The organism is Pseudomonas sp. ACN5, assembly GCF_002303975.1.
In the GTDB taxonomy this organism is placed as follows: domain Bacteria; phylum Pseudomonadota; class Gammaproteobacteria; order Pseudomonadales; family Pseudomonadaceae; genus Aquipseudomonas; species Aquipseudomonas laurylsulfatiphila.
Genome location: NZ_MRCP01000007.1, coordinates 173,388 through 186,049, shown reverse-complemented (window position 1 = coordinate 186,049; position 12,662 = coordinate 173,388). Strand labels below are relative to the sequence as shown.

Genomic DNA, 12,662 nt, shown 5'->3' with positions numbered 1-12,662 from the left:
CGATAACACCAGAGTTTCTGATTTAACGCGTTGCCCTCAGGTGCTTCGCGAGCAAGCTCGCTCCTACAGGGGGCGGTGTTATTCAGCGGGTAGGGCTAAGCGCTGCCCGGCCATCAACAGCGTCAACCGGCTCAAGCTCATCCACGGCGAACCCGCCGCCTGGCCCTTGATCTGCGCGTCGATGCGTTGCGCTTCCAGCAGCAGTTGCGCCCAGCGTTGTGCCGAGTAGCGTTGCAGGGCTTTGCTCATCAACGGTTTACGTTTGTCCCAGACCGGCGGTTTGGCCTGGCTGAAGGCCTTGTCCAGCGGCGTCCCCTGGCTGTATTGCAGGGAAATATTGGCCAGCAGTCGCAGCTCCCGGGCCAGGGCCCAGAGAATCACCGGCGGCTCGACGCCTTCGCCGCGCAAGCCTTCGAGCATGCGCAACGCATGGGCCGCTTCACCATTGAGCACCGCATCGGTCAGGCCAAAGACGTCGAAGCGCGCACTGTCGGCCACCGCCGCCTGCACCGTTTCAACGGTGATCTGACCCCCTTCGGCCATCAGTTTGAGCTTTTCGATTTCCTGGGCGGCGGCCAGCAGGTTGCCCTCGACCCGTGCTGCGATCAGCTCAACCGCGTCCTGGCTGGCGGACAGCCCGGCCTGGGACAGGCGTTGGCGGATCCAGCTGGGCAACTGGGCGACATCGACTGGCCAGATCTGCACGAACTGGGTCTGCTGTCCTTCGACCAGCGCTTTGCCCCACTTGGTTTTCTGTGCACTGCCATCGAGTTTCGGCAAGCTGATCAGCAGCACGGTGTCGTCGGCCGGGCGCGAGCAATACTCGATAAGTGCGGCGGCGCCTTTGTCGCCAGGCTTGCCGGAAGGCAGGCGCAGCTCCAGCAGGCGCTTTTCGGCGAACAACGACATGCTGGCACCGGCTTGCAGCAAGGTCCCCCAGTCGAAATTGGCGTCGGCGGCAAACACCTGGCGTTCATCGAATCCCTGCTGACGGGCAGCCGTGCGGATGGCGTCGGCCGCTTCCTGGCACAGCAGCGGGTCATCGCCGCTGATGATGTAGACGGGCGCAAGGGCACCTTGCAGGTGTTTGGCGAGTTGGGCGGGGGCGAGCTTCATAAGAGAGGGCGAACGGGGCGCCTGAGCGCCCCGTAAGTCTTACTGCTGCGGCAGTTCGACAGGCGACTGGCGCGGGGTTTGCGCTTCAGCCTTTTGTGCCGCTTCCAGTGCCGCGGCGTCAGCCTTGGCCTTGGCTTCGGCAGTCTGCTGCAACTGGTCCAGTTGGCCCGGGGTCAGTTGTTCCAGACGCAGCATCATGCGCTGAACCATCTCCCGGCGGCCTTCTGCACGGGCTGTTGCGGCTTCCTGGTCGGACCCCACCAGGTTGCTGCCGTCGTGCATAAAGACTTTCTGCACTTCAAGCTTGTCGCTCAACAATGGCAGATCACCGCGACCACGGATGTCGTAGTTCAGCACGGTGGTGAGCTGGTACTCGCCCGTACTGCTGGCGCCTGCGTAGCTGAGGATGCGCTGGCTTTCCTGCTCATTGGTCAGCACCAGTTTGTACGGTGCGCCGGTATAGACCTTGACGCCGCTGCCTTCCAGTACTCGACGCAACTGGGTCACGGTTTCGCCATAAGCGTTACGGGCGCTCAGGTCGAGTTCCTTGATCGCCAGTTCGTTGGTGCCGGTACCGCGCAGCTGGAAACCGCAGGCGCTCAGCAGAACCGCGAGGCCCATCACCAGCAGATTGCGTTTGATCATCTTGTTGCTCCCCTTGAAACCATGTGGGCCGATCAAGCGGCCCGAAAGGTTTTACTCGGCGCCAGGCTCACCTGGCGCCTGATCCAATTAGCTGGCGACGATATTGACCAGTTTCCCGGGCACTACGATCACTTTACGAATGGTCAGACCGTCGACGAAACGCAGTACGTTCTCGTTGGCACGGGCGGCGGCTTCGACTTCTTCACGGCTGGCGCTGGCCGGCATTTCGATGTGACCACGCAGCTTGCCGTTGACCTGAATTACCAGTTGCAGACTGTCCTGTACCAAGGCGCTGTCATCCACCACCGGCCAACCGGCATCGATCACAGGATCAGCATGGCCCAGTCGATGCCACAACTCGTGGCTGATGTGCGGCGTGATCGGGGCGAGCAGCAGGGTCACGGTTTCCAGGCCTTCCTGAACCAGCGCGCGATCCTGTTCGGTGCCTTGTGCGGCTTTCTCCAGTACGTTCATCAGCGTCATCACCTGGGCGATGGCGGTGTTGAATTTGTGGTTCTGGCCGACGTCCTGGCTGGCCTGCTTGATGGCCAGGTGGATCGAGCGACGAACGGCTTTCTGCTCGTCATTCAGGCTGGCGATGTCCAGTTTGCCCGGCAGGCCCTGAGTGACGTGTGCTTGAGCCAGACGCCAGACGCGCTTGAGGAATCGGTGCGAGCCCTCTACGCCGGAGTCGGACCATTCCGCGCTCATGTCAGGTGGCGAGGCGAACATCATGAACAGGCGGCAGGTGTCTGCACCGAACTGGTCAATCATCGACTGTGGGTCGACGCCGTTGTTCTTCGACTTGGCCATCTTCTCGGTGCCGCCGATTTCCACCGGCAGGCCGTCAGCTTTCAATTTGGCGCTGATAACCTTGGCCTTGCTGTCACGCTCGAGCTCGACATCCGCCGGGTTGAACCAGGTGTAGGCGCCATTGGCTTCGCGGCGATAGTAAGTCTCGGCGATCACCATGCCCTGGGTCAGCAGGTTCTTGAACGGCTCGTTGGAGCTCACCAGGCCTTCGTCGCGCATCAGCTTGTGGAAGAAGCGCGCGTACAGCAGGTGAAGAATCGCGTGTTCGATACCGCCGATGTACTGGTCAACCGGCAGCCAGTGGTCGGCCGCCGATTTTTCCACCAGGCCGCCTTCGAAGTGTGGCGAGGCGTAGCGGGCGTAGTACCACGAGGACTCGACGAAGGTGTCCATGGTGTCGGTTTCACGCTTGGCAGGCGCGCCGCATTTAGGGCAGCTGCACTCGTAGAACTCGGGCATGCGCGCCAGTGGCGAACCGGCGCCATCCGGCACCACGTCTTCCGGCAGCACGACCGGCAGTTGATCTTCAGGTACCGGCACGTCACCGCAGGTGGAGCAGTGGATGATCGGGATCGGGCAGCCCCAGTAGCGCTGACGGCTGATGCCCCAGTCGCGCAGGCGGAACTGGGTGCGCGAGGCGCCCAGTTCTTTCTTGATCAGCGCGACTTCGATGGCGTCGAAGGCGCCCGCGAAGTCGAGGCCATCGAATTCGCCGGAATTGATCAACGTGCCGTGCTCGCCATAGGCGTCTTGCCATGGCGCGGGGTTGGTGTCACCGGAGCTGGTGCGCACGACGGATTTGACCGGCAGGTTGTATTTGTGGGCGAATTCGAAATCGCGCTCGTCGTGGGCCGGAACCGCCATCACCGCGCCATCACCGTAATGCATCAGCACATAGTTGGCGACCCATACCGGCAGCTTTTCGCCGGTCAGTGGATGCTCGACGAACAGGCCGGTTGGCAGGCCTTTTTTCTCCTGGGTGGCGACGTCGGCTTCAGCCACGCTTCCGCCCTTGCATTCAGCGATGAACGCTTGCAGCTCGGGATTGTTCTGTGCCGCGAGGGTGGCCAGGTGGTGTTCGGCGGCCACGGCGACGTAAGTCGCGCCCATCAGGGTGTCCGGACGGGTGGTGAAGACTTTCAATGCACCGGTTTCGCCGATGGAGTCGACGTTGTACGGGAACTGCACTTCCATGCCGCGGGATTTGCCGATCCAGTTGCGCTGCATGGTCTTGACCTGTTCAGGCCAGCCAGTCAGTTCGTCGAGGCTTTCCAGCAGTTCATCCGCGTAGGCAGTGATCTTGAAGTAGTACATCGGAATTTCGCGCTTCTCGATCAGCGCACCGGAACGCCAGCCGCGACCGTCGATCACCTGTTCGTTGGCCAGGACGGTCTGGTCGACCGGGTCCCAGTTCACGGTGCCGCTTTTCTTGTAGATCACACCTTTTTCGAACAGGCGGGTGAACAGCCATTGTTCCCAGCGGTAGTAATCGGGCTTGCAGGTGGTCACTTCGCGCGACCAGTCCACCGCCAGGCCCAGGCTGCGCAGCTGGCTTTTCATGTAGGCGATGTTTTCGTAGGTCCACTTGGCGGGCGCTACGTTGTTCTTCATCGCGGCGTTTTCCGCCGGCATGCCGAAGGCGTCCCAACCCATCGGTTGCAGAACGTTCTTGCCCTGCATGCGCTGGTAGCGGGAGATCACGTCGCCGATGGTGTAGTTGCGCACATGCCCCATGTGTAGCTTGCCGCTGGGGTAAGGGAACATCGACAGGCAGTAGTAGGTCTCCTTGCCTGGCTGTTCACTGACTTCAAAGGACTTTTGCTCGTCCCAGAACGACTGGGCGGCGGCTTCGATTTCACGGGGCTGATATTGTTCGTGCATGGCTACTTTTGAACTGAATAGGGGTGGCCTAATCCTCTTCAATGCAACGCTGGACGTTGAAGCCGCCTCATTGGCGTTTTCGCTGGCCAGCCGAGCTGGAAGTGGAGTTACAGGAAGCGCCGTAGCATACATGACCGCGCTCTACCGAGGGAAACCCTGATTGCTGCCACACGTCCTGCGAAAACCGCTGCGAGGGCCGTTGGTCGCGGCGTTCAGCCGGTTTGTTCATGGAAGCTAAGCTCTAACTGGGGAGTAGGTCATATCTTCCAATGAGGTGAGGGATGGTTGAGTCACAGCAAAAAGCTACAAAACCGGAGCTATACGAAAGGCTGATCGATCGTTTGGCCTTGGCCCTGGAAGCGGCAAGGACCGCTGGCCGGTTGCGCGACGAACGCCCTCTGGAGCTGGAACTGCGAGGCCTGAGCCCCGCAGAGTTTGCACTGGTCAAGGCGTATCTGGATCGCAGTGAACGTGAGACGCACGGATGCTTGTCAGAAGCGGTAAAGCAACTCGACGCACCACGTTCAGCCAAGATCATCTGGCTCAAGGACAAGGTTCCCGGCAGAGACGCGGTAAAGGTCCGGTCTTTGCAGTTCAAATAGGACACGGTGCCATGCTCCATGTATTTTTGAAGCATAGTCCTTCCATATTGATTGTCGCATTGCGCCAACCCACTTAGGCTTCGGGCATCTCCAGGAGATGCTCGATGCCGTTCCGTTATTTCGTGAAACAACTTCTATTGCCGCCCGGCATTCTATTGCTGCTGCTTTTGCTTGCCTGGTGGTTGCGCCGCTCAAGGCCGAGGCTTGCCGGTGTGTGCTTTGCTCTGGGCCTGGGCGGTTTCTGGCTGATGAGCCTGCCGGTGGTTGTGCAGTGGGGTGCCGGCCTGCTCGAGCGGGAGCCGCCGCTTGCCCGCAGTGAATGGGCAGTCCTGGGGCAGCGTGCGGATGCGATCGTGGTCCTTGGCTCGGGGCGAGAGCGCGGTGACGTGGCCTGGGGCGCAGACCAGCCCACGGGCGTCGGTCTGGAGCGCCAGCGCTTTGCCGCGCGGCTGGCCAAGGCTTCCGGATTGCCGGTACTGACCAGCGGCGGCCTGCATTACGGCACGCCGCCCAGCGAGGCGCAGATGATGGCTGACGCCTTGCGTGACGATTTTGGCTTGAGCGTGCGCTGGCAGGAAGGGCGCAGCCGCACGACCTGGGAAAATGCGCAGTTCAGCGCCGATGTGTTGCTTCCCCAAGGCATAAAGCGTGTGGTGCTCGTGACTCAGGCCTGGCATATGCCACGGGCGGCCTGGAGTTTTCGCAAGGCCGGTTTTGAGGTGGTGCCGGCGCCGGTAGGGTTTCTGGGCGGCGATAACGCGCGGCCGCTGGGTGGCTGGATGCCGGAGTTCAAGGCGATCTGGCAGAACGGGCAGTTGATGAACGAGGCGGTGGGGCAGGTCGGTTATTCGCTGTTCTATCGAGGTGATGTCGGCACTGATTGATGCGGTGCCTGTGATGCCGCTTTCGTCGGATCGCCGCCCGGAGCAAGCCCGCTCCCACATTTGATCGGCGTCGTACACAAATACTGTGATCGACTTAGATCCAGTGTGGGAGCGGGCTTGCTCGCGAAGCTTTTAAAGGGTCTTGGCCATCCGGCTGGCAATCAGTGCCCAACCAAATAACAGCACACAGACAATGATCAGCGGCCATGAACGCCATTCCAGGTACGGCGTCAGGTTGTGCATCGGCACCACTTCGCCATACAGGATGCCGCGTTCGAACTGCGGGATCTGATCGGTAATCTGACCGAACGGGTTGATCAGGCCGGACACACCATTGTTGGTGGCGCGGATCATCCAGCGGCCGGCTTCCAGCGCGCGCATCTGTGCCATCTGCAGGTGTTGCAGCGGGCCAATGGAGGTGCCGAACCAGGTGTCGTTGCTGATGGTCAGCAACAGGTCGCTGCGGGCGGCAAGGCTGGCGGCGAACTCCGGATAAACCACTTCATAGCAGATGAACGGCGCGATCTGATAACCCTTGGCTTGCAGCAACGGCTGGTCAGCCGGGCCGCGAGCGAAGTCCGACATTGGCAGGTCGAAGAAGGCGATCAGCCCGCGCAGGATGTCCTGCAAGGGAACATATTCACCAAAGGGCACCAGTTTTTGCTTGAGGTAAGTGCCGTCGCCTTCACCGGTCACGGTGATGCCATTGAAGAAACGCTTCTCGTGGCGTACTTCCATGCGGACCGGGACACCGGTGATCAGCGCCGATTTACGTTCGGCCGCGAAGTTGCCCATCATGTTCAGGTAGCCCTCGGCGGACTCCTTGAGCACCGGGATCGCCGTTTCCGGCCAGATGAGCAAATCGACGCGTTTGGAGCTGAAGCTCATGTCGCGGTACAGCGCCAACTGCGCGTTGAGCTGCGCCGGATCCCACTTCATGCTTTGTTCGATGTTGCCCTGAATGGCGGCGACGCTCAGTGGCGGGCCCGAAGGGCTGGTCCAGGCGTGGTGTTTGAGCGCCATGCCGAGCAGCCATGGACCGACCAGCAGCAATACACCGGCAGCAATGAAGCCTTTGCGCCCCGTGCGAACCAGGCGCAAGCCGTTGTAGATCAACGCCGCTGTCAGGGCCAGGGTAAAGGAAATCAGCCACATCCCACCGAGGGGCGCGAGCCCGGCCAGCGGGCCATCGAGCTGGCTGTAACCGGAATACAGCCACGGGAAACCGGTCAGGAACCAGCCGCGGAAGGCTTCCTGGGCGACCCACAGCGCAGCGAAGGCCAGGGCGTCGGCCAGCGGCGCCTCATTGCGGCGCAGCCAGCGCGCCCAAATCCAGGCGGGCAGGGCAAAGAACCAGGCAATCGCCGCCGTGAAAAGCAGCATCAGGAAACCGGCCAGCAATACCGAAGCGCCGCCGAAGTGGTGAATGCTGTAGTAGATCCAGCTGGTGCCGGCACCGAACAGGCCGAAACCGAAACACCAGCCGCGACCCAAGGCTTGACGTGGGTTCAGTTCGCGCAGGCCGGCATAGAACAGGCCGACGGCGAGCAGTGCCAGTGGCCAGATATCGAACGGCGCCAGAGCCAGGGTGGTGATTGCACCGGCCGCCACGGCCAGCAGGTTACCGGGCCAGCCGGGGCGGGTTGTCCAGCGCATTTCAATCCTTAGCGAGCAATGGGCGTCAGGCGAAGCAAGTGAATCCGACGGCTGTCGGCGTTCAGGATGCGGAAGCGGTATGGGCCGATTTCAGTGATTTCGTTACGTTTTGGCAGATGCCCGAACGCACTCATCACCAGACCGCCAACGGTGTCGAATTCATCGTCGGAGAACTCGCTGTCGAAAAATTCGTTGAAGTTCTCGATCGGCGTCAGGGCCTTGATCAGGAAATCACCGCTCGGCAGCGGCTTGATGTAGCTGTCTTCTTCGACATCGTGTTCGTCTTCGATGTCGCCGACGATTTGTTCCAGCACGTCTTCGATGGTGACCAGGCCTGCCACGCCACCGTACTCGTCGATGACGATGGCCATGTGGTTGTGGTTGGCGCGAAACTCGCGCAGCAGCACGTTAAGGCGCTTGGATTCCGGCACGAAGGTGGCTGGACGCAGCAGATCCTTGATGTTGAAGCTGTCGCCGTTCTCTTTGAGGATCAACGGCAGCAGGTCCTTGGCCAGCAGTACGCCCATCACGTCATCGTGGCTTTCGCCGATGACCGGGTAGCGCGAGTGAGCCGAGTCGACCACGGCAGGCAGGAACTCGCGGGGTGTCTGGTTCGCCTTGATGCTGACCATTTGCGAGCGCGGGACCATGATGTCCCGCACCTGCAGGTCAGCCACCTGGATGGCGCCTTCGACGATGGCCAGCGCTTCGCTGTCCAACAGTTTGTTCTGGTGTGCATCGCGCAGCAGCTCCAAAAGCTCCTGGCGGTTTTTCGGCTCGTGGGCAAAAGCCTGGGTGAGCTTACCCAGCCATGACTTCTGCCCGTTGCTCGATCGATCTTCGCTCATAGCGATTACTCTGAATCCTTTGTTGTTTCTGTGGGGGATAAATCGGTTTCGTCGTCCGCGTACGGATCGGGAAAGCCCAGTTCTGCAAGCAACGTTCGTTCCAGTGCTTCCATCTCCTCGGCTTCGTCGTCATCAATATGGTCGTAACCAAGCAGATGCAAGCAGCCGTGAATCACCAGGTGTGCCCAATGGGCCTTGAGTTGCTTGCCTTGTTCGGCGGCTTCACGCTCGACCACCGCCACGCAGATCACCAGATCGCCCAGCAGCGGAATGTCGAGGAACTCATCCGGCACATCGGCCGGGAATGACAAGACGTTAGTTGCGTAATCCTTTTGCCGCCAGGTGTGGTTCAGCTCGCGTCCTTCGGCTTCGTCGACCAGGCGAATGGTCATTTCCGAGTCGGCGCTGCGCTGACGCAAAGCCAGTTCGCACCACTGGCGGAACTCGGCTTCGCTGGGGGCAGGGGCTTGGGTAGCGATTTGCAGGTCAAGCTCAAGCATCGCGGCGGCTATCCTTGGCGGCTGCATCATCGGCCGCACGGGTTTCGAAGCGCTCGTAGGCTTCAACGATGCGCTGTACCAGCGGATGGCGCACGACGTCCTTGGGCTGGAAATGGGTGAAGCTGATCCCCGGCACTTCCTTGAGCACTTCAATCACATGGTGCAGGCCGGACTTGGTGCCGCGTGGCAGGTCGACCTGGGTGATGTCCCCGGTGATGACGGCCGTGGAGCCGAAGCCGATCCGGGTCAGGAACATCTTCATTTGCTCGACCGTGGTGTTCTGGCTTTCGTCAAGAATGATGAAGCTGTTGTTCAGCGTGCGGCCGCGCATGTAAGCCAGTGGCGCGACTTCGATCACCTGGCGCTCGATCAGCTTGGCGACGTATTCGAAGCCGAGCATTTCGTAGAGTGCGTCATAGAGCGGGCGCAGGTACGGGTCGATTTTCTGCGACAGATCGCCGGGCAGGAAACCGAGTTTTTCACCCGCTTCGACCGCCGGGCGCACCAGCAGGATGCGGCGAATCTGCTCGCGCTCCAGTGCATCCACTGCGCAGGCGACGGCCAGATAGGTCTTGCCGGTACCGGCCGGGCCGATGCCGAAGTTGATGTCGTTACCGAGGATTTCCTTCACATAGCGCAGCTGATTCAAGCCGCGGGGGCGAATCATGCCTTTTTTGGTGCGCAGCGCCACGGACGGTTCGGCGGGGGAGTGGTTGTCCAGTTGTTCCACGGCAGATTCCTGCAGGAACAGGTGCACCATGTCTGGCGACAGCTCGGTACCCTTGGTTTCCCGGTATAGGCGGCGCAGGAGGTTTTCCGCGGAGGTGGTGTGTTTGGGCTCGCCGATCAGCTCGAATTGGTTGCCGCGATTGCGGATCTCGATGGTCAGGCGTTGTTCGATCAAGCGCAAGTGCTCGTCGAATTGCCCGCACAGATTGGCGAAGCGGCGAGCTTCAAAAGGCTCGAGGATGAAACGATGTGGTTCTATGGGTGCGTTCAAGGTCGTATTTAGCCGCCCTGGGGCAATTGAGATGAAATCAAGGATAACGCCAGTGGCGCGGGTGCGAAAGCTCTTAAATGAGGCAACCCCATTCCCGTCTCTGGCGCTGTACCTGTGGGAGCGGGCTTGCTCGCGAAGACGGAGTGTCAGTCGACTTTAAGGGTGCTGACAGACCGCCTTCGCGAGCAAGCCCGCTCCCACAGGGATATTCGGTGTTATCGGATCAGCGAACCCCGCAGCGAGTGCGGCTGCGCGGCATCGATGCGCACGTCTGCGAACTGGCCGATCAGGGTCGGATTGTCGCAGCGAAAGTTGACGATACGGTTATTCTCGGTCCGGCCTTGGAGCTCGCCCGGGTCTTTTTTCGAGTAATCGGTCACCAGGATTCGCTGGATCGAACCGACCATTTGTCGGCTGATCTCGAAACCTTGCTGGTTCAGGCGATGCTGCAGGGCGTTCAGACGCTCTTTTTTCAGTTCTTCCGGCGTGTCATCGGCCAGGTCGGCGGCCGGTGTGCCCGGGCGTTGGCTATAGACGAACGAGTAGGAAAAGTCGAAACCGACGTCGGCAATCAGCTTCATGGTTTGCTCGAAGTCTTTCTCGGTCTCACCCGGGAAGCCGACGATGAAATCCGAGCTGATGCAGATGCCCGGCACGGCGGCGCGCAGCTTGCGCAGTTTGGATTTGTATTCCAGCGCGGTGTGGTTGCGCTTCATCGCGGCGAGGATGCGGTCCGAGCCCGACTGCACTGGCAAGTGCAGGTGCTTGACCAGTTCCGGCACATCGGCGTGGGCCTGGATCAGGCTGTCGGAGAACTCCAGCGGATGCGACGTGGTGTAGCGGATGCGGTCGATGCCATCGACGGCGGCAACCACGCGGATCAGCTCGGCCAGATCCGCCAGGCGCCCGTCATGGGTGAGGCCGCGATAACCGTTGACGTTCTGTCCCAGCAGTGTCACTTCGCGCACGCCGTTTTCGGCCAGGTGAATGATCTCGGCAATCACGTCGTCGAACGGCCGGCTGACTTCTTCGCCGCGGGTGTAGGGCACCACGCAGAACGTGCAGTACTTGCTGCAGCCTTCCATCACCGACACGTAAGCGCTCGGGCCGTCGATGCGCGGCTCGGGCAAATGGTCGAACTTTTCGATTTCCGGGAACGAGACGTCGACTTGCGGCAGCTTGCTGATGCGTGCGGCGTCGATCATTTCCGGCAGGCGGTGCAGGGTTTGCGGGCCGAACACCACGTCGACGTACGGCGCGCGATCGCGGATGGCCGCACCTTCCTGGCTGGCCACGCAACCGCCGACGGCGATCACCATGTCCGGGTTGGCCAGCTTCAGTTCGCGCCAGCGCCCGAGTTGGGAGTAGACGCGGTCCTGCGCACGTTCGCGGATCGAGCAGGTGTTGAGCAGGATGACGTCGGCGTCTTCAGCGCGCGCGGTGACTTCCAGGGCCTGATGTTCACCCAGCAGATCGACCATGCGCGAGCTGTCGTACTCGTTCATCTGGCAACCGTGGGTTTCGATGTAAAGCTTCTTGGCCATGGAAAGAGTCATCACGTGATTCAAAGAACCGCGCATTATAGGGAACATGTTCCAAGGTTCCTACCGCTGTGCGTCCGGCGGCTATGCTATAGTTCGCGCCCTCTTTTTTATCCCTTGATGTGTTACCCGCCCACCATGACCAAACGTGAAGCTCCAATCTACAAGGTGATTTTCCTCAACCAGGGCCAGGTGTTCGAAATGTACGCCAAGCAGATCTATCAAAGTGATCTGTGGGGCTTTCTGGAAGTGGAAGAGTTCGTCTTTGGCGAGCGCACGCAAGTGGTCGTCGATCCGAGCGAAGAAAAGCTCAAGGCTCAGTTCGAAGGCGTGGTGCGTAGTTTTGTGCCGATGCATTCGATCGTGCGTATCGACGAAGTCGAGCGTCTGGGGACCCCGAAAATCAGCGAAGCCCGCGGCGCGGTTGGCAATGTCATGCCGTTTCCGATGCCGATGCCTGAGAAGTAAGGCGCAAAACCGGGTTGCCTCATTCGCGAGCAAGCCCGCTCCCACAGGGAATAGCATTCCAATGTGGGAGCGGGCTTGCTCGCGAAGAGGCCGGAAAAAGCGCCGCAGAATTTAAGGTAGAGGCGCGAAAGGCGTACGCCCATCGGCACTCTGCAGCTCCATAAGATATTTACGGAAAATTTGCCCGAGCACCTGGGTGGCGAGTTCGAGCTCTTCGCGGGGCATTTTTTCGGTGACTTCGTCGGCGGTGTCCAGTGCGTCTTCGGCGCCGTTGACCGCCGCCATCTTCAGCAGGATATACGCCTGAACGTTATTGGCCGGTACGCCTTCGCCGTGGAAGAACATGGTACCGAGCTTGAATTGCGCCTGGGCATGGCCTTGCAGCGAAGCCTTTTCGAAATAGCTCAGGGCTTGATTGAGGTCGCGTGGCGCGTTTTTACCTTCGTAGTAGAACTCACCCAACTCGTATTGCGCTTGCGCATCCCCTTCATCCGACGCTTTCTGGCAGGCGGCGATCGCCTGTTCCAGGTCTTGCGGCTGGGTATTGAGGGTGCAGCGACCCATCGCTGGGATCAACAACGAGTTGCCGCCTGCTTGTGCGTGCGCGAGCAGGGGCTGAAGAAGCAACAGGCAGCCCAGTGCAAGGGTGCGGCCGGTGCGGTTCATGGGAATCGACTTACCTCTGAAGGGCGCGCGGACCCATCGAGG

At 60.7% G+C, this 12,662-nt stretch carries 12 protein-coding genes; 3 read left to right on the top strand and 9 right to left on the bottom strand.

The annotated features are described in order from the left end of the window. Window positions 1-78 precede the first annotated feature (78 nt). The 3 genes from holA to leuS form a co-directional block, all read right to left on the bottom strand. Window positions 79-1,116: a DNA polymerase III subunit delta gene (gene holA / locus BSF40_RS15255; protein WP_095965715.1), complete on the bottom strand. Its 1,038-nt coding sequence runs from the start codon at window positions 1,114-1,116 to the stop codon at window positions 79-81. Between the two features lie 39 nt (window positions 1,117-1,155). Continuing rightward, window positions 1,156-1,761: an LPS assembly lipoprotein LptE gene (gene lptE, locus BSF40_RS15250; protein ID WP_095965784.1), complete on the bottom strand. Its 606-nt coding sequence runs from the start codon at window positions 1,759-1,761 to the stop codon at window positions 1,156-1,158. 87 nt (window positions 1,762-1,848) lie between these two features. Continuing rightward, the gene (leuS, locus tag BSF40_RS15245) at window positions 1,849-4,455 is read right to left on the bottom strand and encodes a leucine--tRNA ligase (protein ID WP_095965714.1); all 2,607 of its coding nucleotides are present in this window, start codon (window positions 4,453-4,455) and stop codon (window positions 1,849-1,851) included. 281 nt (window positions 4,456-4,736) lie between these two features. Here leuS and BSF40_RS15240 point away from each other — a divergent pair, with 281 nt between their 5' ends. Both BSF40_RS15240 and BSF40_RS15235 read left to right on the top strand, forming a co-directional pair. Further along, window positions 4,737-5,057 (top strand): hypothetical protein, encoded by a 321-nt coding sequence (locus BSF40_RS15240; RefSeq protein ID WP_015096967.1) that lies wholly within the window; start codon window positions 4,737-4,739, stop codon window positions 5,055-5,057. Between the two features lie 104 nt (window positions 5,058-5,161). Further along, a complete protein-coding gene (locus BSF40_RS15235) occupies window positions 5,162-5,941 on the top strand; it encodes a YdcF family protein (protein ID WP_095965713.1) in 780 nt (259 codons plus the stop codon). Window positions 5,942-6,073: 132 nt separating this feature from the next. Here BSF40_RS15235 and lnt read toward each other — a convergent pair whose 3' ends face one another. The 5 genes from lnt to miaB all read right to left on the bottom strand — a co-directional run bounded on the left by lnt (window position 6,074) and on the right by miaB (window position 11,489). After that, window positions 6,074-7,597: an apolipoprotein N-acyltransferase gene (gene lnt / locus BSF40_RS15230; RefSeq protein WP_095965712.1), complete on the bottom strand. Its 1,524-nt coding sequence runs from the start codon at window positions 7,595-7,597 to the stop codon at window positions 6,074-6,076. Between the two features lie 8 nt (window positions 7,598-7,605). Continuing rightward, window positions 7,606-8,445, bottom strand: coding sequence for an HlyC/CorC family transporter (locus tag BSF40_RS15225; protein ID WP_007975860.1), 840 nt, complete (start codon window positions 8,443-8,445; stop codon window positions 7,606-7,608). A gap of 5 nt (window positions 8,446-8,450) precedes the next feature. Then, window positions 8,451-8,945, bottom strand: coding sequence for an rRNA maturation RNase YbeY (gene ybeY / locus BSF40_RS15220; RefSeq protein WP_015096963.1), 495 nt, complete (start codon window positions 8,943-8,945; stop codon window positions 8,451-8,453). Beyond that, window positions 8,938-9,945 (bottom strand): PhoH family protein, encoded by a 1,008-nt coding sequence (locus BSF40_RS15215; RefSeq protein ID WP_015096962.1) that lies wholly within the window; start codon window positions 9,943-9,945, stop codon window positions 8,938-8,940. The genes ybeY and BSF40_RS15215 overlap by 8 nt, the downstream gene beginning before the upstream one ends. Before the next feature lie 215 nt (window positions 9,946-10,160). Next, window positions 10,161-11,489 carry a tRNA (N6-isopentenyl adenosine(37)-C2)-methylthiotransferase MiaB gene (miaB, locus tag BSF40_RS15210; protein ID WP_172435716.1) on the bottom strand — a complete coding sequence of 443 codons (1,329 nt, stop codon included), beginning with the start codon at window positions 11,487-11,489 and terminating at the stop codon, window positions 10,161-10,163. 135 nt (window positions 11,490-11,624) lie between these two features. Here miaB and BSF40_RS15205 point away from each other — a divergent pair, with 135 nt between their 5' ends. Then, the gene (locus BSF40_RS15205; RefSeq protein WP_003185742.1) at window positions 11,625-11,954 is read left to right on the top strand and encodes a DUF1820 family protein; all 330 of its coding nucleotides are present in this window, start codon (window positions 11,625-11,627) and stop codon (window positions 11,952-11,954) included. Between the two features lie 111 nt (window positions 11,955-12,065). On the opposite strand, the gene BSF40_RS15200 is transcribed toward BSF40_RS15205, so the two are convergent. After that, complete coding sequence (locus tag BSF40_RS15200) at window positions 12,066-12,620, bottom strand: tetratricopeptide repeat protein (protein ID WP_095965710.1); 555 nt, start codon at window positions 12,618-12,620, stop codon at window positions 12,066-12,068. Window positions 12,621-12,662: the final 42 nt, after the last annotated feature.